At 72.4% G+C, this 26,294-nt stretch carries 25 protein-coding genes; 6 read left to right on the forward strand and 19 right to left on the reverse strand.

The features are described from left to right. The first annotated feature begins 94 nt into the window (after positions 1-94). Entirely contained in the window at positions 95-637 is a 543-nt protein-coding gene (locus tag ABZ934_RS22415) for a DUF4396 domain-containing protein (RefSeq protein ID WP_361315960.1), read from the forward strand. Here the strand turns inward: ABZ934_RS22415 and ABZ934_RS22420 are convergent. Then, positions 634-1,266 carry a sulfite oxidase-like oxidoreductase gene (locus ABZ934_RS22420; protein WP_361315962.1) on the reverse strand — a complete coding sequence of 211 codons (633 nt, stop codon included), beginning with the start codon at positions 1,264-1,266 and terminating at the stop codon, positions 634-636. The two genes, ABZ934_RS22415 and ABZ934_RS22420, sit on opposite strands and share 4 nt — an antisense overlap. Before the next feature lie 172 nt (positions 1,267-1,438). On the opposite strand from ABZ934_RS22420, the gene bfr reads away from it, so the two are divergent. After that, complete coding sequence (gene bfr / locus ABZ934_RS22425; protein ID WP_190182156.1) at positions 1,439-1,918, forward strand: bacterioferritin; 480 nt, start codon at positions 1,439-1,441, stop codon at positions 1,916-1,918. A gap of 31 nt (positions 1,919-1,949) precedes the next feature. Here the strand turns inward: bfr and ABZ934_RS22430 are convergent, their stop codons facing one another. Beyond that, positions 1,950-2,216 carry a (2Fe-2S)-binding protein gene (locus tag ABZ934_RS22430; protein ID WP_361315965.1) on the reverse strand — a complete coding sequence of 89 codons (267 nt, stop codon included), beginning with the start codon at positions 2,214-2,216 and terminating at the stop codon, positions 1,950-1,952. Between the two features lie 145 nt (positions 2,217-2,361). Beyond that, positions 2,362-3,717, reverse strand: a complete 1,356-nt coding sequence (locus ABZ934_RS22435; protein WP_361315968.1) for a class II 3-deoxy-7-phosphoheptulonate synthase — start codon at positions 3,715-3,717, stop codon at positions 2,362-2,364. 289 nt (positions 3,718-4,006) lie between these two features. On the opposite strand from ABZ934_RS22435, the gene ABZ934_RS22440 reads away from it, so the two are divergent. After that, entirely contained in the window at positions 4,007-5,890 is a 1,884-nt protein-coding gene (locus tag ABZ934_RS22440; RefSeq protein WP_361315970.1) for an anthranilate synthase family protein, read from the forward strand. 43 nt (positions 5,891-5,933) lie between these two features. On the opposite strand, the gene ABZ934_RS22445 is transcribed toward ABZ934_RS22440, so the two are convergent. The 5 genes from ABZ934_RS22445 to ABZ934_RS22465 all read right to left on the reverse strand — a co-directional run bounded on the left by ABZ934_RS22445 (position 5,934) and on the right by ABZ934_RS22465 (position 10,882). Then, positions 5,934-6,929 carry a 2-hydroxyacid dehydrogenase gene (locus ABZ934_RS22445; protein WP_361315972.1) on the reverse strand — a complete coding sequence of 332 codons (996 nt, stop codon included), beginning with the start codon at positions 6,927-6,929 and terminating at the stop codon, positions 5,934-5,936. A gap of 83 nt (positions 6,930-7,012) precedes the next feature. Then, entirely contained in the window at positions 7,013-8,041 is a 1,029-nt protein-coding gene (locus ABZ934_RS22450; RefSeq protein WP_361315975.1) for a 6-phosphofructokinase, read from the reverse strand. 174 nt (positions 8,042-8,215) lie between these two features. Beyond that, on the reverse strand, positions 8,216-8,860 hold the full coding sequence (locus tag ABZ934_RS22455) for a response regulator transcription factor (RefSeq protein WP_361316134.1): 645 nt from the start codon (positions 8,858-8,860) through the stop codon (positions 8,216-8,218). 68 nt (positions 8,861-8,928) lie between these two features. Continuing rightward, on the reverse strand, positions 8,929-10,140 hold the full coding sequence (locus ABZ934_RS22460) for a DUF5931 domain-containing protein (RefSeq protein WP_361315977.1): 1,212 nt from the start codon (positions 10,138-10,140) through the stop codon (positions 8,929-8,931). A 43-nt stretch (positions 10,141-10,183) separates the two neighbouring features. After that, a complete protein-coding gene (locus ABZ934_RS22465; protein WP_361316137.1) occupies positions 10,184-10,882 on the reverse strand; it encodes a lysophospholipid acyltransferase family protein in 699 nt (232 codons plus the stop codon). Between the two features lie 162 nt (positions 10,883-11,044). On the opposite strand from ABZ934_RS22465, the gene ABZ934_RS22470 reads away from it, so the two are divergent. Further along, entirely contained in the window at positions 11,045-11,824 is a 780-nt protein-coding gene (locus ABZ934_RS22470; RefSeq protein ID WP_361315979.1) for an alpha/beta fold hydrolase, read from the forward strand. Next, a complete protein-coding gene (locus ABZ934_RS22475) occupies positions 11,817-12,374 on the forward strand; it encodes a hypothetical protein (protein WP_361315982.1) in 558 nt (185 codons plus the stop codon). The genes ABZ934_RS22470 and ABZ934_RS22475 overlap by 8 nt, the downstream gene beginning before the upstream one ends. Before the next feature lie 152 nt (positions 12,375-12,526). On the opposite strand, the gene ABZ934_RS22480 is transcribed toward ABZ934_RS22475, so the two are convergent. The 6 genes from ABZ934_RS22480 to ABZ934_RS22505 all read right to left on the reverse strand — a co-directional run bounded on the left by ABZ934_RS22480 (position 12,527) and on the right by ABZ934_RS22505 (position 17,629). Next, on the reverse strand, positions 12,527-13,294 hold the full coding sequence (locus ABZ934_RS22480; protein ID WP_361315984.1) for an endonuclease/exonuclease/phosphatase family protein: 768 nt from the start codon (positions 13,292-13,294) through the stop codon (positions 12,527-12,529). A 77-nt stretch (positions 13,295-13,371) separates the two neighbouring features. After that, entirely contained in the window at positions 13,372-14,313 is a 942-nt protein-coding gene (locus tag ABZ934_RS22485) for an ROK family glucokinase (RefSeq protein ID WP_361315987.1), read from the reverse strand. 61 nt (positions 14,314-14,374) lie between these two features. Continuing rightward, the gene (locus tag ABZ934_RS22490) at positions 14,375-14,878 is read right to left on the reverse strand and encodes a DUF5304 domain-containing protein (protein ID WP_361315990.1); all 504 of its coding nucleotides are present in this window, start codon (positions 14,876-14,878) and stop codon (positions 14,375-14,377) included. A 76-nt stretch (positions 14,879-14,954) separates the two neighbouring features. Then, on the reverse strand, positions 14,955-16,112 hold the full coding sequence (locus ABZ934_RS22495; RefSeq protein ID WP_361316140.1) for an ArsA-related P-loop ATPase: 1,158 nt from the start codon (positions 16,110-16,112) through the stop codon (positions 14,955-14,957). A 170-nt stretch (positions 16,113-16,282) separates the two neighbouring features. Further along, a complete protein-coding gene (locus ABZ934_RS22500; protein WP_361315993.1) occupies positions 16,283-16,723 on the reverse strand; it encodes an SRPBCC family protein in 441 nt (146 codons plus the stop codon). A gap of 123 nt (positions 16,724-16,846) precedes the next feature. Next, on the reverse strand, positions 16,847-17,629 hold the full coding sequence (locus ABZ934_RS22505; RefSeq protein WP_361315996.1) for a metallophosphoesterase: 783 nt from the start codon (positions 17,627-17,629) through the stop codon (positions 16,847-16,849). 229 nt (positions 17,630-17,858) lie between these two features. Between ABZ934_RS22505 and ABZ934_RS22510 the strand changes: the two genes are divergently transcribed. Next, positions 17,859-19,655 (forward strand): AMP-dependent synthetase/ligase, encoded by a 1,797-nt coding sequence (locus tag ABZ934_RS22510; protein ID WP_361315999.1) that lies wholly within the window; start codon positions 17,859-17,861, stop codon positions 19,653-19,655. Positions 19,656-19,686: 31 nt separating this feature from the next. On the opposite strand, the gene ABZ934_RS22515 is transcribed toward ABZ934_RS22510, so the two are convergent. The 5 genes from ABZ934_RS22515 to ABZ934_RS22535 all read right to left on the reverse strand — a co-directional run bounded on the left by ABZ934_RS22515 (position 19,687) and on the right by ABZ934_RS22535 (position 26,154). Then, on the reverse strand, positions 19,687-21,303 hold the full coding sequence (locus tag ABZ934_RS22515; RefSeq protein WP_361316002.1) for a GMC oxidoreductase: 1,617 nt from the start codon (positions 21,301-21,303) through the stop codon (positions 19,687-19,689). Between the two features lie 188 nt (positions 21,304-21,491). Beyond that, positions 21,492-22,634: a glycosyltransferase family 4 protein gene (locus tag ABZ934_RS22520; protein ID WP_361316004.1), complete on the reverse strand. Its 1,143-nt coding sequence runs from the start codon at positions 22,632-22,634 to the stop codon at positions 21,492-21,494. A gap of 30 nt (positions 22,635-22,664) precedes the next feature. Further along, the gene (locus ABZ934_RS22525) at positions 22,665-23,819 is read right to left on the reverse strand and encodes a hypothetical protein (RefSeq protein ID WP_361316006.1); all 1,155 of its coding nucleotides are present in this window, start codon (positions 23,817-23,819) and stop codon (positions 22,665-22,667) included. 25 nt (positions 23,820-23,844) lie between these two features. Next, positions 23,845-24,888, reverse strand: a complete 1,044-nt coding sequence (locus ABZ934_RS22530; protein ID WP_361316008.1) for an NlpC/P60 family protein — start codon at positions 24,886-24,888, stop codon at positions 23,845-23,847. Positions 24,889-25,125: 237 nt separating this feature from the next. Continuing rightward, a complete protein-coding gene (locus ABZ934_RS22535) occupies positions 25,126-26,154 on the reverse strand; it encodes an NlpC/P60 family protein (protein ID WP_361316142.1) in 1,029 nt (342 codons plus the stop codon). Between the last annotated feature and the right edge of the window lie 140 nt (positions 26,155-26,294).

The raw sequence follows: 26,294 nt of genomic DNA on the forward strand, positions 1-26,294 counted from the left end.
CCTGGGGAATACCCCTGGGGGGTATACGGTTCCGGTATCCGCAGGAACGTGCCCCGCCTCACGAGAAGAGGCGGGCGTCCCCAGGAGGCTGACGATGGACCACGCACACGCGCACCACGACCACGCACACGGCGGCCACGCACACGCGCACCACGACAGCTCCGGTCCCGCCCCCGTCGGCTGGGCCACGGCCGCCAAGGCCACCCTGCACTGCCTCACCGGCTGCGCCATCGGCGAAGTGCTCGGCATGATCATCGGAACCGCGCTCGGCTGGGGCAACGCGGCCACGATGATCGCGGCCATCGCCCTCGCCTTCTTCTTCGGCTACGCGCTCACCCTGCGCGGCATCCTCGGCGCGGGCGTCGACACCCGTACGGCCGTCCGGGTGGCACTGGCCGCCGACACCCTCTCCATCGCGGTGATGGAGCTGATCGACAACGGGGTGATCGCGCTGTGGCCGGGCGCGATGGACGCGCACCTCTCGGACGCGCTGTTCTGGACGACGCTCGCGCCATCCCTCGCGTTGGCCTTCATCGTCACGACGCCGGTGAACAAGTGGATGATCGGCCGCGGCAAGGGTCACGCGGTCGTCCACCAGCACCACCACCAGGTCCTTCGGGGACCTGGGGGAAGCTAGACCTCGGGCCCGTCGCCCGGCTCCTCCTGGTACGAGTAGCGCTGCTCGCGCCAGGGGTCCCCGATGTTGTGGTACCCCCGCTCCTCCCAGAAGCCTCGCCGGTCGGCGGTCATGTACTCGACGCCGCGGACCCACTTGGGCCCCTTCCAGGCGTAGAGGTGCGGCACCACGAGCCGCAGGGGGAAACCGTGCTCGGCCGTCAGCAGTTCGCCACCCTGGTGGGTGGCGAAGACGGTCCGCTCCGAGGAGAAATCATCCAATCGCATGTTCGAACTGAAGCCGTACTCGGCCCACACCATCACATGCGTGACCTGCGGTGCCGGCGGGGCCAGTTCGAGGACGGTCCGCGCGAGCACGCCACCCCATTCGGCCCCCTGCATGCTGAACTTCGTCACGCAGTGCAGGTCCGCCACGACGGAGTCGAACGGCAGGGCCGTGAACTCCTCGTGGTTCCAGCAGTGCTTCTCCCCGTCGGCCGTGGCCCCGAAGACGCGGAACTCCCAGCGGTCGGGCTTGAACTTGGGTACCGGACCGTAGTGGGTGACCGGCCAGCCCCGCTGCAACCGCTGCCCCGGAGGGAGCTCGAACTGCTCTGCTCCCGGAGATTCCCGGCTTTCCGGCTGACCCATGTCTCCATGGTGACAGACGCCGTGGGGTGGTCATGACCAGCTTCGGGCCGATCCGGGCAAGTCACGATAACTCCCACTAAGGAGGCACTTACTGGACTGCCCCGGGGGACGGTGGAAGGATGCGCGCACTGCCCAGTCACCTAGCCGACATTGCTTGGAAGGAGCCTCTGCGATGCAGGGCGACCCCGAGGTCCTTGAGTTTCTCAACGAGCAGCTGACCGGCGAGCTCACGGCCATCAACCAGTACTGGCTGCACTACCGCATCCAGGACAACAAGGGCTGGACGAAGCTCGCCCACTACACCCGTGCCGAATCCATCGACGAGATGAAGCACGCGGACAAGATCACCGAGCGCATCCTCATGCTCGACGGCCTGCCGAACTACCAGCGTCTTTTCCACGTGCGCGTCGGCCAGACGCTGACGGAGATGTTCCAGGCGGACCGGCAGGTCGAAGTGGAGGCGATCGACCGCCTGCGGCGCGGCATCGAGGTCATGCGCGGCAAGGGCGACGTCACCTCCGCGCGCCTCTTCGAGGAGATCCTGGCGGACGAGGAGCACCACATCGACTACCTCGACACGCAGCTGGAGCTCATTGAGAGCATCGGCGAGCCGCTCTACATCGCCCAGCAGATCGAGCAGCCGGAGAGCTGAGCCCGCTGCCGGGGTGGTCAGGCCGGGGTGCTCAGGCCGCGTCCGCCGGCACGGGCCGGGCCACCGGTGCGGACTCGGCGGCGAGCACGGCCGCCGTCCGGCCCTTCTCCAGCAGCTCGCGGCGCGGGCACGCGCCGCGGCCGAGGAGGCCCTGGATGGTGCGGACGCACGATCCGCAGTCGGTGCCGGCCTTGGTGGCCGAGGCGATCTGCCGGGGGGTGCAGGCCCCGGCTTCCGCGTGTTCCTTGACCTGCTTGTCGGTGATCCCGAAGCACGAGCAGACGTACACGCGGTTCACCTCCTGGGAGTGGACGGGGTCGGACGAGCCACTCCTATTCGGTGAGGCTTACCTAACCGTACCTAAGGTGAGGGTCCCCTAAAAGACCCGGATACGACAGTGGGGCGCGGATCACACGGATCCGCGCCCCACCGTCACGAGCCGCTTACTGGTCGCGGTACATCTCGGCGACCAGGAACGCCAGGTCCAGGGACTGGCTGCGGTTGAGGCGCGGGTCGCAGGCCGTCTCGTAGCGCTGGTGCAGGTCGTCGACGAAGATCTCGTCGCCGCCGCCCACGCACTCGGTGACGTCGTCACCGGTGAGCTCGACGTGGATGCCGCCCGGGTGGGTGCCCAGGGCCTTGTGGACCTCGAAGAAGCCCTTGACCTCGTCGAGCACGTCGTCGAAACGACGCGTCTTGTGGCCGGAGGCCGCCTCGAAGGTGTTGCCGTGCATCGGGTCGGTGACCCAGGCGACCGTCGCGCCCGAGGCCGTGACCTTCTCGACCAGCTCGGGAAGCTTGTCGCGTACCTTGTCGGCGCCCATGCGGACGACGAAGGTCAGCCGCCCCGGCTCGCGCTCGGGGTCCAGGCGGTCGATGTACGTCAGCGCCTCGTCCACGGTGGTGGTCGGGCCGAGCTTGATGCCGATCGGGTTGGCGATCCGCGAGCAGAACTCGATGTGCGCGTGGTCGAGCTGGCGGGTGCGCTCACCGATCCAGACCATGTGGCCTGAGGTGTCGTACAGCTTGCCGGTGCGCGAGTCGGTGCGGGTCAGCGCGCCCTCGTAGTCGAGGAGCAGCGCCTCGTGGGAGGCGTAGAACTCCACCGCCTTGAACTCGGCCGGGTCGGTGCCGCACGCCTTCATGAAGTTCAGGGCGTTGTCGATCTCCCGCGCGAGCTGCTCGTAGCGCTGCCCGGACGGGGAGTTCTTCACGAAGTCCTGGTTCCAGGCGTGCACCTGGCGCAGGTCGGCGTAACCACCGGTGGTGAAGGCGCGCACCAGGTTCAGCGTCGACGCGGACGCGTGGTACATGCGCTTCAGCCGCTCCGGGTCCGGGATCCGGGCCTCTTCGGTGAAGGCGAAGCCGTTGACGGAGTCACCGCGGTAGGTCGGCAGGGTGACGCCGTCGCGGGTCTCGGTGTCCTTGGAGCGCGGCTTGGAGTACTGGCCGGCGATGCGGCCGACCTTGACGACGGGCACGGAGGCCGCGTACGTCAGGACGGCGCTCATCTGGAGCAGCGTCTTGAGCTTGGCGCGGATGTGGTCGGCGGATACGGCGTCGAATGCCTCGGCACAGTCGCCGCCCTGGAGCAGGAACGCCTCGCCCTTGGCGACGGCTCCCAAGCGGGCGCGCAGCTGGTCGCACTCACCCGCGAACACCAGGGGCGGATACGACTCGAGGTCCGCGACGACAGCGCGCAGTGCCTCGGCATCGGGGTACGAAGGCTGCTGCGCCGCGGGAAGGTCTCGCCAGGTCGCCTTGACGGCGGGGGCGTGGTTTTCAGCGTTCACGGTCACCTCGTACACATTACGTCGTCACGCGGGACGTCCAGCCCGATGCCCACTTCGTGAGACGGGTGTCTCCGGATATGGGGGACGCGGTCCGGAGGCTTCGCCTCCGGCGGGTCATCCCCTAGGCTCGGCGGCATGTACGCGCACTCGAACCAGAACTGGTGGTGGCCCGCTCCCGGCGGCCCGCTGCTCTCGCGTACGTAACGACACGAGCGACACGAAGGCCGCCCCGAGGGGCGGCCTTCGGCGTATGCCGACGCGGGCCGCCCCTCCCTCCGGAAGGACGCCCCGCCCCATGACCACGGACCTCAGCCGCCTGCTGGACGAGTCCTGCCCCCCGTTCGCCCTGCTGCGCCGCCGCACCCCCGGCCGGGACCACGACACCGTCGAGGTGCTGCTGGGCCCGGTCCACGAGGCCGAGCGCCTCGCCGACCTGCCCGTACGGGAGCTGCCCACCCTCGCCCTGGTGCCGTTCCGGCAGATCCGCGAGCGCGGGTTCGACGTGCGCGACGACGGGACCCCGATGAGCGTGCTGGTCGCCGAGGACGCCTACGAGGTCCCGCTCGCCGACGCGCTGGCCGCGCTGCCGGACCACGCGGTACGCGTCGAGGGCGGCCGTTTCGATGTCCCCGACGAGGAGTACGCCGCCACCGTCGAGCGCGTGATCCGGGACGAGATCGGGCGCGGCGAGGGCGCGAACTTCGTCATCCGGCGCACCTTCGAGGGCCGGATCGACGGCTTCGGGCGGGCCGACGCGCTCGCCCTGTTCCGGCGGCTGCTGCTGGGCGAGCGCGGCGCGTACTGGACGTACCTGGTCCACACCGGGGAGCGGACGCTGGTCGGCGCCAGCCCCGAGGTGCACGTGCGGATGTCCGGCGGGACGGTCGTGATGAACCCGATCAGCGGGACGTACCGGTATCCCGCCGGGGGACCCACGGCCGAATCCCTCCTGGCGTTCCTCGGCGACCGCAAGGAGACCGAGGAGCTGTCGATGGTGGTCGACGAGGAACTCAAGATGATGTGCACGGTCGCCGCCTTGGGCGGTGTCGTCGTCGGACCACGGCTCAAGGAGATGGCGCACCTCGCGCACACCGAGTACGAGCTGCGCGGGCGGTCCTCGCTGGACGTCCGCGAGGTGCTGCGGGAGACCATGTTCGCGGCCACCGTGACCGGCTCACCCGTGCAGAACGCCTGCCGGGTGATCGAGCGGTACGAGAGCGGCGGGCGCGGCTACTACGCGGGCGCCCTCGCGCTGCTGGGCCGGGACGGCGCCGGAGCGCAGACGCTGGACTCCCCCATCCTGATCCGCACCGCCGACATCGCGCCGGACGGGACCCTGCGCGTGCCGGTCGGGGCGACCCTGGTGCGGCACTCCGACCCGGCGGGCGAGGTGGCCGAGACCCACGCCAAGGCGGCCGGGGTGCTGGCGGCGCTGGGGGTCCGACCGGCGGCGCCCCGCCCGGTGTCCGCCGGGGCGGCCTTGGGATCCGACCCTCGGGTGCAGGCGGCCCTCGCGGCCCGGCGGCACGACCTGGCGCCGTTCTGGCTGCGGATGCAGGACCGGCCGGCGGGGGCGACCGGTCACGCGCTGGTGGTGGACGGGGAGGACACCTTCACGGCGATGCTGGCCCATGTCCTGCGGGTGACCGGACTGGAGGTGACCGTGCGCCACTTCGACGACCCGGGCCTGCGGGGGGCGGACCTGGCGTGGGAGGGCCCGGTCGTGCTGGGCCCCGGGCCGGGGAACCCGGCGGACGCGGCCGACCCGAAGATGCGGACGTTGCGCGCGCTGGCGGCGGACCTCCTGGCCGGGCACCGGGGCGGCCTGCTCGGGGTCTGCCTGGGCCACGAGCTGCTGGCCGCCGAACTCGGGCTGCCGCTGATCCGCAAGGCGGAGCCCGCGCAGGGGGCGCAGACGCGGATCGACCTGTTCGGGGAGCCGGAGGTGGTCGGGTTCTACAACACCTACACGGCGCACTGCACGGAGCGGGACGCGCAGCGCTTGGCGGCGCGCGGGGTCGAGGTGGCCCGGGACCCGGCGAGCGGTGAGGTGCACGCCATGCGCTCGGCGGCGGGCTTCGCGGGGGTCCAGTTCCACCCGGAGTCGGTCCTGACCCTGCGCGGCGCGGAGCTGCTGGGCGACCTGTTGACGTCCGTCCGCGCGGGCGCCCCGGCGTAGGCCTTCGGGGTGGGGGCGGCGGCTCGGGACGGCCGCGCGGCCCCTACCCCGCCGGTGTCAGGGTGTTCCCGGAGCGGCGGCCGGCCAGGTAGTCGGCCACGTTGGCCACCGTCGCGCCGACGATCTGTCCGACCGCGTCGTGCGTGTAGTACGCCTGGTGGGAGGTGACCACCACGTGCGGGAACGTGAGCAGGCGCGCCAGCGTGTCGTCTTCCGGGGCCTCCAGGGACTTGTCGAGGAAGAACACGCCGGCCTCCGCCTCGTACACGTCGAGCCCCACCCCCGCGAAACGCCCGTCGCGCAGTTCGTCGACCAGTGCCTCGGTGTCCACCAGACCGCCCCGGCCGGCGTTCACCAGGATCGCGTCGTCCTTCATCAGTCGCAGGGCCGCGCCGTCGACGAGGTGGTGCGTGGTGTCGAGGAGCGGCAGGTGCAGGCTGACCAGGTCGGAGGCGACGAACAGCTCGTCCTTGTCGACGTAGCGCATGCCCAGCTCCACGCAGGCGGGGTTGGGCTCGACGTCCCAGCCCAGCAGGTTCATCCCGAAGCCGTGGGCGATCCGGGTGAACGCCTCGCCGATCTTGCCGGTGCCGAGGACGCCGACGGTGCGGCCCCGCATGTCCCGGCCCATCAACCCGTCCAGGCGGAAGTCGAAGTCCCGCGTCCGGTTCGACGCGCGGACGATGCGCCGGTTCACGGCCAGGGCGAGGGCCCAGGCGAACTCGGCGACGGAGTGGGGCGAGTAGGAGGACACCCGGCTGACCGTGAGACCGAGTTCCCGGGCGGCGTCCAGGTCGATGTTGTCGAAGCCGGTGGAGCGCTGGGCGATCATCTTGGTCCCGGCGTCGGCCAGCGCCCGCAGGACCCGTGCGCCGAGGTCGGCGTTGACGCTGGTGGAGACGATCTCGTAGCCGGCGGCGAGGGGCGCGGTGTCCTCGGTCAGGAAGACGTCCAGACAGCGCACGTCGTGGTGGCCGGCGAACGCCTTCTCGATCAGCGGCCTCTCGTCGGCCTGCACCCCGAATGCCAGGATCTCCACGTGCGCTCCCGCCGGGCCCGGAAAAGACGGATCATGGGTCGTTTCGTCACGATACGACCCATGATCCGCGGGTGCGCTCCGGCTCAGCCGAAGAACACTCCGGCCTCCGCGTACAGCGCCGGGTCCACCGTCTTCAGCTTCGAGGTGGCCTCGATGATCGGCACCCGGACGATGTCGGTGCCCTTGAGCGCGACCATCTTGCCGAAGTCGCCGTCGCGGACCGCGTCGATGGCGTGCAGCCCGAACCGGGTGGCCAGCCACCGGTCGAAGGCGCTGGGCGTGCCGCCGCGCTGGACGTGTCCCAGCACGGTCGTACGGGCCTCCTTGCCGGTCCGCGCCTCGATCTCCTTGGCCAGCCACTCGCCGACGCCCGACAGTCGGACGTGTCCGAAGGAGTCCTTGGTGGTGTCCTTGAGGACCATGTCGCCGTCCTTGGGCATGGCGCCCTCCGCGACGACCACGATCGGCGCGTAGCTCGACGTGAAGCGGGAGGTCACCCAGGCGCACACCTGGTCCATGTCGAAGCGCTGCTCGGGGATGAGGATGACGTTGGCGCCGCCCGCCAGGCCCGAGTGCAGGGCGATCCAGCCGGCGTGGCGGCCCATGACCTCGACGACCAGGACCCGCATGTGGGACTCGGCCGTGGTGTGGAGCCGGTCGATGGCCTCGGTGGCGATGCCGACGGCGGTGTCGAAGCCGAAGGTGTAGTCGGTGGCCGACAGGTCGTTGTCGATGGTCTTCGGCACGCCGACGCACGGAATGCCGTACTCCTCGAACAGTCGCGCGGCGACGCCCAGGGTGTCCTCGCCGCCGATCGCGACCAGGGCCTCGACCTCGTGCTTGGCGAGGTTCTCCTTGATCCGCCGGACCCCGTGTTCCTGCTTGAACGGGTTGGTGCGGGAGGAGCCGAGGATGGTCCCGCCGCGCGGCAGGATGCCCCGTACCGCGGCGATGTCGAGGGGGACGGTGTCCCCTTCGACGGGTCCGCGCCAGCCGTCCTTGAAGCCGACGAACCGGTAGCCGTACTCCTGGACGCCCTTGCGCACGACGCCCCGGATGACCGCGTTGAGACCAGGGCAGTCGCCGCCGCCCGTCAGCACTCCGACCTTCATGGAATTTCCCTTCGCCACAGGGCCCGCTGGGGGCGCGGGGCCCGCATGACGGTCACGCTAGTGGTGACTCAGGTCACAGCAAGGGGCGCGGATGGGTCAATTCCGCTCGGATCAAGGGGCGTTGCGTCTACCCGTTCACTCGTACGAGGACGTGAGTACGACGTACGACCGCGATTACGCGTCGTCCAGGCCGCGCTCTATGGCGTACCGGACGAGCTCCACCCGGTTGTGCAACTGGAGCTTGCCCAGGGTGTTCTGGACGTGGTTCTGGACCGTGCGGTGGGAGATGACCAGTCGTTCCGCGATCTGCTTGTACGACAGGCCCTTGGCCACCAGCCGCAGCACCTCGGTCTCGCGGTCGGTGAGCTGCGGTGCCCTCGGCTCGTCGGCCGCGACCGGCGCGGGGTCGGTGGCCAGGCGCCGGTACTCGCCGAGGACCAGGCCCGCGAGACCGGGGGTGAAGACCGGGTCGCCGGCCGCGGTGCGACGGACGGCGTCGATCAGCTCCTGCGCGCCGGCCGACTTCACCAGGTAGCCGGTGGCGCCGGACTTGACGGCCTCCAGCACATCGGCGTGCTCGCCGCTGGCGGACAGGACGAGGACGCGCAGCGCCGGGTTGGCGCCGACCAGTTCCTTGCACACCTGTACGCCCGGCATGCCCGGCAGGTTGAGGTCGAGGACCAGGACGTGCGGGGCGGCCGGGACGGCCCGGCGGACCGCCTCGGGGCCGTCCCCGGCGGTGGCGACGACGTCGAAGCCGGCGGCGGCCAGGTCGCGGGCGACCGCGTCGCGCCACATCGGATGGTCGTCGACGACCATCACCTTGATCGCGCCGAACGCTCCGGCCCCACCGGGCTCGTTGAGCTCGTTGAACTCGTTGGCCTGCGTCATCGGGTGCTCCCCCTCGGTACTTTCAGTTCCACTTCGGTGCCCTGTCCGGGGACGGACACCAGCTCGGCGGTGCCGCCGAGATCCCGCAGTCGGCCCCGGATCGACAGCGCCACGCCCATCCGACCCTCGCCCTCGGCCTGGTCGAGCCGGCCGGCCGGGATGCCCGGCCCGTCGTCCCGGACGGTGACGATCACCTCGTCGCCCCAGTCCTCGACCAGGATCCAGGCCCGGGCCCCCTCTCCCGCGTGCTTGCGCACGTTGTCGAGTGCGGCGCCGACCGCCGCCGCCAGCTCGCGGGCGGCGGGGACCGGCAGCGGCACGGGGCTGCCCGGCTCGGCGAAGGTCACCCGGGACCCGGCGTGCGGGGCCAGCAGGGTCCGCAGGTCCAGCTCCCCCTCGTCGGCGCCCGGCTCCTCCGCCTCGTAGGCGTCCACGAGCGCCCCCGAGGACTGGTCCCGGGAGACCCTGGAGGCCGGCAGGAGCCCGCTGGAGACCAGGGTGCGCAGCGCCACCTCCTGCTCCCCGGCCATCCTGCCCAGCTCGGCCGCCTCACCGCCCAGTTCGCAGCCGCGCCGCTGGACCATGGCGAGCACCTGGAGGACCCCGTCGTGGATGTCACGGGCGAGGCGTTCGCGCTCGCGGGTGGCGGCCTCGATCTCCAGCGCGCGGGCGAGGGTGGCCTCGCTGGCGCGGGCCACCTCGACGACGTAGCCGATGGCGAGGGAGGCGACCCACACCAGCAGCACGTTGTGCAGGGTGTCGCGGGTCGGATCACCGCCGTGGATGACGATGTTGGCGACGGCGACGGGCGTGGAGGCCAGACCGGCCCAGCGCCAGCCGCCCTTGAGGGCGAAGGCGAGGACGGAGCCGGCCGTCCAGATGCTGGGGAGGGTGGGGCCCCCGGCGCCGATCCGCTCGTGGGTGTCGGCGAGCGGGGTGAGCAGGATGCCGGCGAGCGCGACGGTGAGGTCGGCGCCGAGGAACCGCTTGGTGCAGCGGGCGGCGCTCGCCACGCCCCGGTAGGTGGCCAGGGTCCATACGGCGAGCACGGCGAGGTAGCCCACCGCGACCGACGGCCGCTCGAACTCCTTGTACGAGGAGGCGAACAGCAGCACCGCGTAGACCATGGTGAGGAGCCGGTAGACCGTCAGGGCGCGCCAGAGCGGCTGCTCGACCGACATGCGTACGACGCGTTCGCGTTCCGCCAACTCCCCCACCCCCGCGCGCGGGCGCCGGAGCCCCCGCCCGTTCCTACTCCTTGACCGTCTTGGCGGCCTTCTCCGCGTCGGCGATCTGCCGCTTGGCCGCCGTCGCGTAGATGTCCACGTACTCCTGGCCGGAAAGCTTCATGATCTCGTACATGACCTCGTCGGTCACCGAGCGGAGGATGAACCGGTCGCTCTCCATGCCCCGGTAGCGGCTGAAATCGAGCGGCTTGCCGATCCGGATGCCCGGGCGCATCAGCTTGGGCACCACCTTGCCGGGCGGCTGGATCTTCTCCGTGTCGATCATCGCCACCGGGATCACCGGGGCGCCGGTCGCGAGCGCGACCCGGGCCAGCCCACCGGGCTTGCCCCGGTAGAGGCGGCCGTCGGGTGAACGGGTCCCCTCGGGGTAGATACCGAACAGCTCACCGCGCTCGATGACCTCGATGCCGCTCTTGATGGCGGCCTCGCCGGCGCCGCGCGCGCCGGAACGGTCCACGGGAAGCTGGCCGACGCCCTTGAAGAAGGCGGCCGTCAGCTTGCCCTTGACCCCGGGGGAGGTGAAGTACTCCGCCTTCGCGATGAAGGTCACCTTCCGGTCCAGCACGGCCGGCAGGAAGAAGGAGTCGGAGAAGGACAGGTGGTTGCTCGCGAGGATCGCCGGCCCCTCGGCGGGAATGTTCTCGAGGCCCTCCACCCACGGCCTGAAGGCGAGCTTCAGTGACCCTCCGATGGAGAACTTCATAGCGCCGTAGATCAACTCGAAAGCCTTCCTGTGTCTGTCGAACAGACCTTAACCCCTGGCCGCCGCAGGAGCGGCCCGACGACCCTGGTCGGTGCCGGCGCGGTCGCGTACGGTGAAGTCACACAGCGCTACGTACCCCCCACCCTTTCAAAGGAGTCCCTGGTGCCCGTCCTCCTTGGAGCAGAGCCGTTCCGCCACGAGGGCGGGCCGGTCGGCGTGCTCCTCTGCCACGGCTTCACCGGTTCCCCGCAGTCGCTCCGCCCCTGGGCCGAGTACCTGGCCGAGCGGGGACTGACGGTGTCGCTGCCGCTGCTGCCCGGACACGGGACCCGGTGGCAGGACATGCAGCTCACTGGCTGGCAGGACTGGTACGCCGAGGTCGACCGCGCGCTGCGGGAGCTGCTCGAACGGTGCGAGCAGGTGTTCGTGTTCGGGCTGTCGATGGGCGGGGCGCTGAGCCTGCGGCTGGCGGCCAAGCACGGGGAGTCGATCAGCGGACTGGTGCTGGTCAACCCGGCCAACAAGGTCCACGACCCGCTGGCGTTCGCCCTTCCCGTGGCGCAGCACTTCATCCGCTCGACGCCGGGCATCGCGAGCGACATCGCGAAGCCGGGGTCGGTGGAGATCGGGTACGACCGGGTGCCGACGCGGGCCGCGCACTCCGTGCGCCGGTTCTTCCGGCTGGTCGACGCCGAACTGCCGCAGGTGACCCAGCCGGTGCTGCTGCTGCACAGCCCGCAGGACCATGTCGTACCGCCCGCGGACTCGGCGCGCATCCTGGCCCGCATCTCGTCCACGGACGTGACGGAGACACTGCTGGAACAGAGCTACCACGTCGCGACGTTGGACCATGACGCGGAGCGGATCTTCGCGGACAGCTATGCGTTCGTCGGGCGGCTCGCGAAGAGCGTCGGGCGGGAGGGGGCGGCCAGCGGTGGCTGAGCACGAGGAGTCGTCCGGGGGTGTGCCCCCGTTGGACGAGGAGGCGGCGTGGGCGGCGATCGTCGCCGGGTACGGGCAGGAACCGCCGGACCCGCCGGGGTCCAGACCGTTCCGCCCGATCGAGAACCTGATGCTGCCGGAGGAGGACGTCCGGCCGGAGCCCGAGCCCGAGCCGGAGCCCGCGCCGGGGCCCGAGCCGGAGAAGCCGCTGGGCGGCTCGGTGGTCTTCGCCCCCGGCGTGTCCCTGGCCCCGACCCCGGGCCCCCGCGACCACACCCCTGCGGAGCCGGAGGACGGCGACGGCGAGGGCCACTTCGTCCCCCCGGAACCGGAACTCCCGCCGGCGGACGCGACGTCGAAGTTCGCCTGGCTGGCGGTGGTGGGCGGCCCGGTCCTGCTGCTGCTGGCGGTGCTGTTGCAGTGGGAGATGACGTGGTGGCTGACGACGCTCGGCATCGGCGGCTTCCTGGGCGGGTTCGCGACGCTGGTGGCGCGCATGGCCCACGATGACGACGACGAGGACGACCCGGGCCGCGGCGCGGTGGTGTGACCTTCTCTTCTTGCGCCGCTCGCACGGCTCGGCGCCGGGGCGCCGCCGCGCAAGCGCCCCCGGCGGACGGAGTTCGCCGCAGCGGTGCGAAGCCGGGGAGGCCCGCCAGGGCCGAGCCGTGCGAGCGGCGCGTCAAAAGGGCGAGCGGCGCGTCAAGAAGGAGACAGGCGCAGGGCCGCCAGGACCGGGAGGTGGTCCGTGGCCGCCTGGAGGTCCCGCTCCGCAACCCCCGGCAGGCCCCGCGGGACGCCGCAGCCCAGGACCTCCACCCCCCGCGACGCGAACACCGCGTCGATCCGCCTCGGCGGTCCGGACCGCGTGAACGTGTGCTCCCCGCCCCAGGGCGCCACCGCCCACCCGTCCTGCATCCGCGACGCCAGCCGCCCGAACGCCGGCCCGTCCGGGGTCTCGTTCACATCGCCCGCCACGATCGCGTACGGCGTGTCCATCGACCGCACCCGCTCCAGCAACAGCTCCGCCTGCGCCGCCCGCTCCCCCGCGTTCAGCGACAGGTGCGTGCTCACCACCCCCACCCGCACCGCCGCCCCGAACCGCACGACGGCCGTCGCGAAGCCCCGCCGGTGCAGCCCCGGCGTCAACGGCAGCAGGACGTCCTCGGTCCGCTCGACGAAGGCCCGTAGCGAGCACAGCAGCAGCGGCCCGGCGGCGCTCCCGCCCCCGCTCAACACCACCAGGTCACACTTCGCGGCCAACCGCGCCGCGTGTTTGCGCCACCGGAAGAACAGCGGCGCCTCCTGCACGAACACCAGGTCCGGCTCGCACGCCCGGATCACCCGGACCAGCGCTTCCTCGTCGTCGCGCAGCGAGCGCACGTTGTAGCTGAGGACCCGGATCACGGCGGAACCGTCGGGCTCCGTAAGGGACTTCGGCAGCGTGGCCGACAGCGAAGGCAGCTCCATACCGCCCCACCCTACGCAGCCGCCCGCCGCTCCCCCAGGGGGCGCGGCGGGCGGCGGGCAGCGTGCTTCGAGCCTGGTCAGCCCTGGCGGGCCAGGTCCGCCGCGCCGACGAGTCCGGCCTTGCCGCCGAGCTGCGCGGCCAGCACCTGCGCGTGCGGACGCCACGCGCCGCCGATCAGCCAGCGCTTGAAGGACTTGCGGATCGGGTCGAGCACGAGGTCGCCCTCGTCGGAGACCCCGCCGCCGACGATGAACGCCGACGGGTCGAACAGCGACGCCAGGTCGGCCAGCCCCGCCCCGGCCCAGCGGGCCAGTTCGCGGAAGGAGTCGACGGCCACCGGGCAGCCCTGCCGGGCCGCCTGGCTGATGTGCTTGCCCTCGATGCCCTCGGGGGTGCCGTCGCCGAGCCCGAGCAGGATCGTCGCGTTCTCGGGCGTGGCCTTGGCGCGCTGCTTCGCGTACCGGACCAGCGCGCGGCCGGAGGCGTACTGCTCCCAGCAGCCCTGGCTCCCGCACCCGCACAGCAGGCCGTCCGGGACGACCCGGATGTGCCCGAACTCCGCGGCGACGCCGAAGCGACCGCGCCGCAGCTTGTTGCCGATGATGATGCCGCCGCCCAGGCCGGTTCCGAGGGTGATGCAGATGACGTCGTCGTGGCCCTGGCCGGCGCCGAAGCGGTACTCGCCCCAGGCCGCGCAGTTCGCGTCGTTCTCGACGACGACGGGGAGGCCGATGCGCTGCTCGACCTTGTCCTTCAGCGGCTCGTGCCGCCAGTTGATGTTGGGGGCGAAGAGCACGGTGGCGCGCTTGTCGTCCACGTACCCGGCGGCGCCGATGCCCACGGCGTCGATGGTGTGGTTGCTGCCGACCGCGGACACCGCGGTGCAGATCGCTTCCGTCACGCCGTCCGGGGTCGGCGGGGTGGGCACCTTGTACGTCTCAAGGATGGTGCCCTCTTCGTCGACCACGCCGGCCGCGATCTTCGTGCCGCCGATGTCGACGCCGATGGTGAGTCCCATTAGTCCCTCGGTTTCCGGTCAAACCCCGCCACGGCCAACCGTACCCGAGCCCGGCGGAGGTTCAGTCGAGATCGATCCGCTCGGCGGGCCCGGCGCCCGGGTCTTCGTCGTCGCCGTCGCCGTCGCGGGGGGCGGCGTCCTCGGCCCGCGGGGTCCACGTCGAGGTCGGCGTCGTCGGCCGTTCGCGCGTCCAACGGCGCTCGTGGCCCTCGACGGCGGAGCGGTAGGCGGCGAGCAGCTCGGAGCCGGCGGCCGCGAGGTGGTCGAAGACCTCGGGGTTGCGCTCGACCACGGGCTTGACGGCGGTCTTGGCCTGGTCCACGAACTGGCGGACCGCGCCCTGGGCGGCGGCGCCCAGCAGCGGGTTGTTCAGCGCGGAGACCTTGTCGGCGACGGCCTCGAAGAGCTTGAACAGTTCCTCGGCGGCGGTGCCGGTCCCGCCGCCGGTGCCGTTGTCCCCGGCGCCCCGCTCCGCGCGCAGGCGCTCCTTCTCGGCGGCGAGGTCCTCGGCGCATGCCTTGGCCCACGCGTCGTCGTCGGTGGGGCGGTCGGTGGCCTCGCTCATGGCGGACACTCCTGCGGCGGCTGCGATACGTGCGGTACGGGCTACCTTCGACGGTACCCGAACGGCGGTACGGGAATCAGCGCGCGCGGGGCCAAAGCTGCGGGTCCGGGGTGAACCGGACGCGGAGCACGCCGTCGGCGAGGGCGGCTCCGGAGACGCCGCAGCGGCGCAGCGCGGACGGCAGCGGAACGATCCTGCGGTAGGGCCCCGCCGCCAGGAGCAGCTCGTCCCCGCGCCGCACCAGGTCGAGGTCGGCCTTGCGGGCGCCGGGCAGCGGGATCGCCCAGACGAGTACGCCGTCCTCGGCGCGCCGGTCCTCGACGGTCCAGGCCGGGCGGGGCGCGGGCGCCGCGGGGACGATTCCCGGGGCGGAGCCGGCGAGCCGGGCGGTGTCCTCGGGCCCCTCGGGCTCCCGTCCGAGGTGCGGAAGCGGGATCACGGGGAGCTCGGCGGCCCACTGGGCCGCGTACTTCTCCCGCTGGGCGACGAGCCCGGCCGGCCAGGGGTCGGCGCCGTCCCGGGACAGGGTCCGGTTGGCGACGAGGGACCCGGCCGGGAGCTGGTGCAGGGCGAGCCCGAGGCGGCCGGTCCGCAGCGCGCGGTCGGCGGCGGGGCCGGGCTCGGCGACGAGCCGTACCTCGGTCGTGGGGGCCTCGACGACGGCTTGCACGGCCGCGAGTTCCTCGTCCCAGCGGGCAGCGGCCTCGTAGAGCCACTGCGCGGGCATCGGCACCCCGGCGAGCTGGGCCAGTACGGGGCGCAGGGCGCGGGCGGCCTGCCGTTCGGCGGGCAGCAGCCGGGCGAGGTAGCGGCGCAGCTGGGCGGGGAGGGCGAGGGTGGTCACCGTCTGGTGCAGCGGGGGCATGTCCACGATGACCAGGTCGGTGTCGGGGGCCGCGGCGGCCCGCCGCAGGGCGCGGAGCAGCGCGAACTGTTCGGCGCCGGGCAGTTCGGTGAGTTCCTCGGCGCCGAGGGGGCGGCTGCCGAGCATGCCGAGGAGGGCCGCGCCGCGTTCCTGGAGGGCGACGAGTTCGGCCCGGAACTCCTCGCCGGAGTCGATCCGCGCGACCCGCAGCCGGGGTTCGTCCCGGTCGACCAGCGCGCCGAGCGGATCGCCGGGGTCCGCGGACAGCAGCAGGACGCGCCGCCCGTCCCGCGCGGCGGCGAGCGCGGTGACGGCGGCCACGGTGGTCCGCCCGGCGCCACCGGGTCCGGTGACGAGCAGGGTGTGCATGCTGCGGTGCTCCTCGATGCGCTGCGGTTGCCTCACGGCCCGGCCGCCCCCGCACCGCGCACCCGCGTCACAGGTCGGCGGACCGGCGGTCCGGCCGGCCGGCGGATCGCTGTTCAGGCGGGTTCGACGCGCTCAGGCGCGTTCGACGGGCTCAAGCGGGTTCGACGGGCTCAGGAGGATTCGACGCGCTTCTTGAGGCCGGCCAGGGCGCGGTCGATGATGACCTTCTCCGCCTTGCGCTTGATCATGCCCAGCATCGGGATCTTGACGTCCACCGTGAGCTGGTACGTGACCTCGGTGCGCTTGCCGCCGTCCACCGGGGTCAGCTTGTACGAGCCGTCCAACTGGCGCAGCATCTGCGACTTGTCCAACGTCCAGCTGACCTCGTCCCCGCCCTTCCAGGTGTATGCGAGCGTGTGGTCGTCCTTGATCGCCCCGGCGTCCAGCAGCAGCCGGACCTTCTGCGCGCGGCCTTCGGCGTCGGTCGCCAGCACCTCAGCCTCCTTCACCTCGCCGGTCCACTCGGGGTAGCGGGCGAAGTCGGCGATCACGGCCATGACGTCGGTCGGGGCCGCCTCGATCGTGATGCTCGAGCTGGTGTGTTCCGCCATCGCGGTCGCTCCTCCGGGGAGTTCGACAAGTGTGTGGGGGCCTCCGGCCGCCGGGTGAAGGCTACCGCGCGTGCGGACCCCACCACTCCAGGGCCTCCCCCGGTACCGGCGGCGCCGCACCGCTCACCATTCCAGCGCCCACGGCCGTCCCGTCGCCGCGAAATGGCCGACGTTCACGCACTCCGTGGCCCCGATCCGCATCCGCCGGGCCAGGGGCTGGTGGACGTGCCCGAAGAGCGCGTAGCGCGGCCGTACCCGCCGGATCGCCGCCAGCAGGGCCTCGCTGCCCCGCTCGAACCGCCGGGCCACCGTGTCGTAACAGAGCTCCGGCACCTCCGGGGGGATGTGCGAGCACAGCACGTCCACCTCGCCCAGCGCCTCGACCTTGGCCGCGTACTCCTCGACGTCCACCTCGTACGGTGTCCGCATCGGCGTCGGCAGGCCGCCGCCGACGAAGCCGAAGACCCGGCCGCCGATCTCCACCCGCCGGCCGTCAAGCACGGTCGTGCCGGGGCCGGCGTACTCCGCCCACAGTCCCGGGATGTCGACGTTGCCGTAGGTGGCGTACGTCGGGGTCGGGAACGCGGCGAACATCTCCGCGTACTGGCGCCGCACCGCGCCTTCGATCAGCCGCTCCCGGTCCAGTCCGGCCCACAGCTCCCGTCCGAGTTCGCGCGCCTCCGCGAACCGGCGCCGGGTGCGCAGCTCCACGATCCGGTGGGCGTTCTCGACGCCGAACAGGTCGGGGAAGATGCCGCGCGAGTGGTCGGCGTAGTCGAGGAACAGGACGAGGTCGCCCAGGCAGATCAGCGCGTCGGCGCCGTCACCGGCCCGCGCGAGCGCCTCGGTGTTGCCGTGGACGTCGCTGACGACGTGGACCCGCGTACGACTCTTCCTGCCACCCATGCCGCCACCCTAGGGGCGCCTGCGCTCCTCGGGTAGGGGCATCCTCGCAAGTGGCCGGACCTGCGGTTACTTCCGAGTCGTCAGCGGGGTCGACTAGTGTCGGCAGGGGACCACCGCGTCATGTGACGCACGGAACATCTGGCCGGTTCCCTCTATCGTGAACCCACTACCGGTGGGTAACGTCCGGTCGGTCCACACGGTGGCGATGGCGCCCAGAGGAGCAGCAGTCTTGCGCGAGTTCAGCCTTCCGGCCCTGTACGAGGTCCCGTCGGACGGGAACCTGACGGATCTCATCCGCCGCAACGCCGCCCAGCATCCCGACACCGCCGTCATGAGCCGCAAGGTCGACGGCCGGTGGCAGGACGTGACGGCGACCGAGTTCCTCGCCGAGGTCCGCGCCGCGGCCAAGGGCCTGATCGCGGCCGGCGTCCAGCCCGGCGAGCGCGTCGCCCTGATCTCCCGCACCCGTTACGAGTGGGTGCTGTTCGACTTCGCGATCTGGAGCGCGGGCGCCGTCACCGTCCCCGTGTACGAGACCAGCTCGCCCGAGCAGATCCAGTGGATCCTCGGGGACTCCGGCGCCGCAGCGGTGATCGCCGAGAGCCCGGGGCACAGCGCGACCGTGGCCGCCCTGCGCGACCGGCTGCCGGAGCTGCGCGAGGTCTGGGAGATCGAACAGGGCGCCTTCGAGACGCTCAAGGCGGCCGGCGCGGAGATCTCCGACGACGAGGTCGACCGGCGGTGCTCGCTCGCGAACGCCGACGACACGGCCACCATCGTCTACACCTCGGGCACCACCGGCCGCCCCAAGGGCTGCGTGCTGACCCACCGCAACTTCTTCGCCGAGTGCGGCAACGTCGTGGAGCGCCTCAGCCCGCTGTTCCGCACCGGCGAGTGCTCCGTGCTGCTCTTCCTCCCGGCCGCGCACGTCTTCGGGCGCCTGGTGGAGGTGGCGTCCGTACTGGCGCCGATCCGCCTGGGCTGCGTACCGGACATCAAGAACCTGACCGACGAGCTGGCGTCCTTCAAGCCGACGCTGATCCTCGGGGTGCCGCGCGTCTTCGAGAAGGTCTACAACTCGGCGCGCGCCAAGGCCCAGGGCGACGGCAAGGGCAAGATCTTCGACGCCGCCGCCGAGACGGCCATCGCCTACAGCCGCGCCCTCGACGCCCCGGGCGGCCCGTCCCTCGGACTTCGGCTCAAGCACAAGCTCTTCACCAAGCTGGTCTACAGCAAGCTGCACACCGTCCTCGGCGGGCGCGGCGAGTACGCGATCTCCGGCGGAGCCCCGCTGGGCGAGCGCCTCGGCCATTTCTTCCGCGGCATCGGCTTCACGGTCCTGGAGGGCTACGGCCTGACCGAGTCCTGCGCGGCCACCGCCTTCAACCCGTGGGACCGGACGAAGATCGGCACGGTCGGCCAGCCGCTGCCCGGGTCGGTGGTGCGCATCGCCGACGACGGCGAGGTGCTGGTGCACGGCGAACACGTCTTCACGGGCTACTGGAACAACGATGCGGCGACCGCCGAGGCGCTGTCCGACGGCTGGTTCCACACCGGCGACGTCGGCACCCTCGACGAGGACGGCTACCTCGCGATCACCGGGCGCAAGAAGGAGCTCATCGTCACGGCCGGCGGCAAGAACGTGGCCCCCGCGGTGATCGAGGACCGTATCCGCGCCCACGCGCTGGTCGCGGAGTGCATGGTGGTCGGCGACGCGCGGCCGTTCGTGGCCGCGCTGGTCACCATCGACGAGGAGTTCCTCGGCCGGTGGGCGGCGGAGCACGGCAAGCCGGCCGGGGTGACGGCGGCGGACCTGCGCGAGGACGCGGACCTCATCGCCGCCGTCCAGCAGGCCGTGGACGACGGCAACGCGGCGGTTTCCAAGGCGGAGTCGGTGCGGAAGTTCCGCATCCTCGCCGCCCAGTTCACCGAGGAGTCGGGCCACATCACGCCGTCGCTGAAGCTCAAGCGCAATGTGGTGGCGAAGGACTTCGCGGACGAGATCGACGCCCTCTACCGGGGCTAGGGGGTCCGGCGCCGGGCGCCTTACCGGGCGCTCAGCGCGGGTCCTCCGCGAGGATCCGCGCCATGTTCCGCTCGACGAGGGCGGTGATCGTGACGAACGGGTTCACGCCCAGGGAGCCGGGGATCAGCGAGCCGTCGACGACGTACAGCCCCCGGTAGCCCTTGGCCCGGCCGTAGTCGTCGGTCGCGTCGCCGAGCACGCAGCCGCCGAGCGGGTGGTAGGTGAAGTCGTCGGCGAAGGGTTTGTTGTCGCCGAACAGGTCGTAGCGGTAGATCGTGACGTTGGCCCGGTTCACGCGGTCGAAGAGGTTCTTGGCGGCGGCGACGGACGGGGTGTTCTGGTCCCGGGTCCAGTTCAGCCGCGCCGAGTCGCTCGCCGCGTCGTACGTGAAGTGGCCGCGTTCGGGGTTCTTGGTGATGGCCAGGTACATCGAGATCCAGTGCTCGAACCCCATGGGCAGTGGGGCGATCTCGGCGAAGACCGGGTTGGCCGTGTTGTCCCAGTCGTCGATGCCGAGTGCGGGCATGGTGGCCTGGTTCGCGCCGACGGTGTCCCAGAGGTGGTTGGCGCGGGCGGTCATGACGTTGCCGTTGTGGCCCCAGCCCAGTCCGACCTTCTCCCCCAGCGCGGGCAGGGTGCCCGTCTCGCGGGCGCGCAGCAGGATCTCGGTGGTGCCGAGGCTGCCGGCCCCGAGGAAGAGCTGCGCGCAGCCGAGTTCGCGGGTCCGGGTGACCCGCCCGGTGAGGTCGATGGTGCGGACGGTCAGCACGTACCCCCCGGCCGGGTCCTGGCGTACGGCGACCACCCGCTGGAGGGTCTCGATGGTGACGTTGCCGGTGCCGAGGGCGGCGGCGAGGTAGGTCTTGTCGAGGCTCTTCTTGCCGTGGTTGTTGCCGTAGATCACCTCTCCGGCGAGGGCGGATCTGGTGGCGGTGCCGGCCGCCTCGCGCCGCATGTAGCCGAAGTCGTAGACGTTGGGCACGAAGGTGGTCTTGAGCCCGGTGTTGTGGGCGTGTTTGCGGGAGATCCGGGCGAAGCGGTACCACTCGGTGGACTCGAACCAGGCGGGGTCGATGTCGTTGACACCCAGCATGGCGCGGGCGCGGGGGTAGTAGGTGCCGTACATCTCGTCGGCGTCGACGCGGGGCAGCACCTCGGTGAAGTAGGTCCTGCGGGGTGTGGGCGACATGCCGCCGTTGACGAGCGAGCCGCCGCCCACGCCGCGTCCCACGTACACGGACATGCCGCCGTAGTTCACCCGGTCGAGGACGCCGGGGTACGGGTTGATGTCGCGGTTGACGACGTCGAGCCAGAGGAACTGGGCGAGCGGGGCCTCGGTGCGGTTGCGGAACCACATGGAGCGCTGGTCGGGGGCGGAGGTGGAGGGGAACACCTTGCCGTCGGGCCCGGGAGTGTCCCAGAGCCGGCCCATTTCGAGGACGACGGTCCGCACGCCGGCCTGCCCGAGGCGCAGGGCCGCGACGGCGGCCCCGTACCCGGAGCCGACGACGATGGCGGGGGCGTACTGGGCGGCGGGCGGCTCGACGGCGGCGGCCGAGGAGAGTCCGATACGGGTGAACCCGAGGGCGGCGGCGGTCTGGAGGGCGCCGATCCCGAGGAGTTGACGGCGCGTCAGGTTGGGGGTCATGGGCGCATCATGAGCGGGTTCCGCCCAACCGGCCATAACGCACACTGACACGCTTGTGAGTAACAGTCAGACATGTCGCGACCGTAGCCCGGTCCCGCCCGCGTCCGCCCGGTTTGCCGGACCGGGTCCCGAGATCGACCGCGAGGGGCGATAATCCCCTCCCCGCCCCGCGAAGGTGGGGGCGGGGACTACAACAGCTCGCGCAGGCGCTCCGCCAGCAGGTCCCAGCGCCACTTCTCCTCGACCCAGGCCCGGCCGCGCTCGCCCATCCGGCGGCGCAGCTCCGGGTCCAGCAGCAGGGTCACGATCCGGTCCGCGGCCTCGTCCGGCGCCCCGCCCCGGACCACCCAGCCGGTCTCCCCGTCCAGCACCGCGTCCGGCGCCCCGCCCGAGTCGCCCGCGACCACGGGCAGGCCGGTCGCGGAGGCTTCGAGGTAGACGATGCCGAGGCCCTCGACGTCGAGGCCGCCGCGCCGGGTCCGGCACGGCATCGCGAACACGTCCCCGGCGCCGTAGTGGGCGGGCAGTTCCGCCCAGGGGACCGACCCGGTGAAGAGGACCGAGTCGGTGACGCCGGTCGAGGCGGCCACCGCCCGCAGGTCCGCCTCGTACGGGCCGCCACCCACGATCAGCAGGACCGCGTCCGGCACCGCAGCCAGGATCCGCGGCATGGCCTCGATCAGGGTGTCCTGCCCCTTGCGGGGCACGAGCCGGGACACACACACCACCACGGGCCGGTCGGTCAGGCCCAGCCGGGCCCGTACCGCCGCCCCGCCCGAGCCGGGGTGGAAGGTCTTCTCGTCGACACCGGGCGGCAGTTGGGTCATCCGCGCCGCCGCCCGCCGCGTCAACGCCGAGGCGATCCGGGTACGCGTGTACTCCCCCAGGTAGGTCAGGGTGTCGGTGCCCTCGCCGATCCGCCGCAGCAACTGCCGGGCGGCGGGCAGTTGCGCCCAGCCCGCCTCGTGCCCGTGCGTGGTCGCGACGATCCGCCGGGCCCCCGCCCTCCGCAGCGCCGGGCCCATCAGCCCCAGCGGGGCCGCCGCGCCGAACCACACCGACTCACAGCCGTGTTCGCCCAGCAGTTCCACCGCCCGCCGGGTCACGCGGGGCGTCGGCAGCAGCATCGTCGTCCGGTCGCGCACCACCCGGAACGGCTGTTCCGCGTCGAAGGCGGCGGTGGCCGCGCGGCCCTCCTCGTCGCGCTTCCAGGTGGAGGCGTAGACGACGATCCGGTCGGGATCCAGCCGCAGCGCCATGTTGTGCAGGAATGCCTGGATGCCGCCCGGTCGCGGCGGGAAGTCATTGGTCACGATCAGCGTCTTGTGCATCGCCAGCCAACGTACCCGACGCCCCCGCTCCTATCCGAGCTGCTCCCGCAGGGCCTCGCGCCAGGCCCGGGTCAGCTCGGCCTCGTCGACCCCCAGGGTCTTCTCCAGGGCCGTCGGCAGGGGTGCCCGGCCCGCCTCCTCGTACAGCCGCACCAGCGCCGCGTCCCCCCACCTCGCCGCGATGAGCCGGCAGGCGAGCCACGCGCCCTCGTACGACCGTGCGGACGCCTCCGGGTCGCCGCCGAAGGCGAAGTCGGCGTCCGCGGGCAGCGCGCCCGGCAGCTCGCCCCGCCGCACCGCGCGGGCCAGCTCCGGCGCGGCCTCGGCCGGGCCGCGGTCGCCGGCCCGGTACGCGGCCCAGTCCGCGAAGCCTTCGGACAGCCACAGCGGGGTCTTCGCGGAGGTCGCGGCGCGGGTGGCCACATGGGTCGTCTCGTGGGTCAGCACGACGCCCCGGCCCGCCTCGGACAGGCCCGCGTACCCCTCCGGGTTGACCACGACCCGGTCGGCCGGGGCCGGCCCGGCCCCCACCCGGCCGGTGGTGACGGCGCCCATCCCCCGGTAGGCGTCGGCAGGCCTGCCGAGCAGCGCCGCCATCGCGTCGAGGGTCGACGGGACGAGCACCACCACCCGGCCCGCCCAGGGCCGCGGCCAGGCGGCGCTCACCGCGGGCACCGCCCGGTCGGCCTCCGCCGCGATCCCGGACAGCGTCCGCTCGCCCTGGCCGACGCCCAGCACCAGCGCGTGCGCGCCCCGTACGGCCGTCACCGCGCCCTGGTCCCACAGCTGCGGCGGCGCGCCCGGCGCGGGCCGGTCGGCCGCGACCCGCCAGCCGTCCGCGCCGGCCCGTACCAGTTCCACCTCGCGCCGCGCGTCCGCCGGGGCGGCGTCGTAGCCGGCCAGCCGGTAGTGCAGGGCCGCCCGCGCGAAGGCGCGCGCGCCGTCCCGACGCACGGAGGTGACCTCGTAGGACCACCCTTGCAGCGGGATACCGGCGAGCCGGGCGGGCGGGGCGGCGGCCCAGTCGGCGACGGCCCGCCGGACAGTGGGGTCCGTTGTGTCGGCGGGAGCGGCGCCGCAGCCGGTCGGGAGCGGGCACAGCAGCAGTGCGAGCGTGAGGGGGCGTACGAGGCGCACGAGGCGCACGAGGCGCAGAGGGCGTACGAGGCGGCGACCGGGGGGCACCAGCCGATCGTACGCACCCCGCCCGTCAGGGCCGGGTCACCGAGGACACCGGCATCATCCCGACCGGGTCGTAGCGCACCCGGGCCCCGGGGTAGGGGGCGTGGACCACCTGCCCGTTGCCGACGTACATGGCGACGTGGCTGGCGTCCGAGCGGTACGTCACCAGGTCCCCCGGCTGCGCCTGCGACAGCGGCACCCGCCGGCCCGCGTACCGCTGCTCCTGCGAGGTGCGCGGCAGGGACACCCCGGCCTGGCGGTAGGACCACACCATCAGCCCGGAGCAGTCGAAACCGGACGGGCCGGTGGAACCCCACACGTACGGCCGTCCGACCGCGGCCCGTGCCGCGCGCACGGCGGCCGCGGCCCGGGACGAGGCGGGCACGGCCGAGGACAGGTCGGGCAGCGCGTCGGCGCGGTCCCCCGACCGCGAGGCCCGTTCGAAGTCGGCGCGCTCCTCGGAGGGCATCGCGTCGAGCAGCCGGCGGGCCTCCGCGAGCTTCGCCGTGATGTCCCGCTTGTGCCGTGCGACGTCCGAGCGGAGGGCCTCCAGCTCGGCCAGCTTCCCGGACGCCTCCTGGCGCTCCTGGCCGAGCCGGCGCTGCTCCTCGCGCAGTTCGGCGAGTTGTCGGGCCTGTCGGCCGCTGAGCCGGTCGAGGACGGCGGCGTTGTCGAGGTAGCCGTCGGGGTCGTCGGACAGCATCAGCGCGAGGGCGGGGTCGAGGCCGCCGGAGCGGTACTGGGCCCCGGCGAAGGCGCCGAGGACGCCGCGCATGGTGTTGATGCGGTCCTGGCCGCGGGCCACGGCGTCCTGCGCGCGGCCGATCTCGGCCCGGAGCTTGCCGGCCTTCTCGTCGGCCTCGTTGAAGCGCTCGGTGGCCTGCTCGGCCTCCTCGAAGAGCCGGTCGACCTGGGCGCGTGCGCCCGCCGGGGGCTCCCGGGGCAGGCTCGGGGCCGCGCTCGCGACGGCCCCCGTCAGAGCGACGGCGGCGCCGGCCGCGGCGGCGGTGAAGGCGGTGAGCTTGGTGCTCCGGTCGAGGCCGGTGAGCCCGGGCCGGCGATGGGACGCCACGTGAAACCGCTCCCTTGCGCTGCGCGCAGCCCGGGTCCGCCCCCCGTGGACGGCCGTGTGCCGGGTTCCGCGCGGCAGACAGTAGCCGCGCCGCCGGGCACCGACCAACGACCGTCCGGGGGTACACACGCCGACGCCCCGTCGGAGACGCAGGTCACCGGCGGGGCGTGCGGTCAGGGCGACGCCGCGCGATTCGCCCGGATGGGCGGTGTACGGCGCGTCCCCTGGGGGCTCGGCTCAGCCGACGCGGACGCCGAACTGGAACGGCATGTCGTCCATCGGCTCGTACTTGACGCCGCCGGTCGGGCCCGGGTGGGAGGCATGAAGGACCTGGCCGTTGCCCGCGTACAGACCGACGTGGTGCAGGTCGTCGAAGAAGAACACCAGGTCGCCCGGCTGGAGCTGGCTGCGTCCGATGCGCGTGCCGTCGTTCACCTGGGTGAAGGTGGTACGGCTGATGCTGACGCCCGCCTGCGCGTACGCCCACTGGGTGAGCCCGGAGCAGTCGTAGAGGTCCGGGCCGGTGGACCCCATGTGGTACCCCTTGCCCTCCTGCGTCGCGGCGGCGGCGAGCGCGGCTCCGGCCCGGCCGGAGCCCTTCACCTTGCCGGCGCTTTGGGCCGCGCTTTTGTCGGCCTTGGTTTCCTCGTCCTGGAGCTGTGCCCGGTCCTGCGCGCTCAGCGTGTTCAGCTGGGCCTGGGCCGCGGCGAGCTTGTCCTGGGCGGCCTTCTTCTGCTCGCCGAGCTCCTTGCGGGTGGCATCGAGGTCGGCGAGCTTGCCGGCGGCCTCCTGGCGCTGCTGGGCCAGGGAGCGCTGCTTGGCCTGGATCCTGCCGATGGTCTCGATCTGCTTTCCGCTCAACTGCTGGAGCGTGGACGCCTTGTCGAGGTAGCTCTGCGGGTCGTTGGAGAGCAGGAGGGTGAGGGACTGGTCGATGCCGCCGGTGCGGTACTGGGCGCTGGCCATCGAGCCCAACGTGTTGCGCATGTCGTTGAGTTCGAGCTGGCCGCGCGCGACCTGGTCCTGGAGCTGCGCTATCTCCTTTTCGAGCTTGTCCTGACGGTCCTTGGCTCCGTCGAACTTCTCGGTGGCCTGCTCCGCCTCGCCGTAGAGGGCGTCGACCTTGGCCTTGACCTCGTCCTTGTTGGGCTTGTCCGGGGCGGCCATGGCCGACTGCGAGGAGAGGGCGACAGCTGCGGCGGCGAACGCGGTGAGCGCGGTCACGCGCGAGCGGCTCGGCTGCTTGGGTCGACGGTGGGACGCCACGAAGGCGAGCTCCTTCTTCCTCACGCCGCCGGAACGGAACGCGACACGCTCGGCGGCACCTTCGCCGTCACCCCGAATGAGTGACCTACCGCACGAAGGTTTGAACAGACCCTAGTGACCCGGCTGCGATCAGTTCAAAT

This window comes from Streptomyces sp. NPDC046557 (genome assembly GCF_040645975.1).
Taxonomy (GTDB): Bacteria; Actinomycetota; Actinomycetes; order Streptomycetales; family Streptomycetaceae; genus Streptomyces.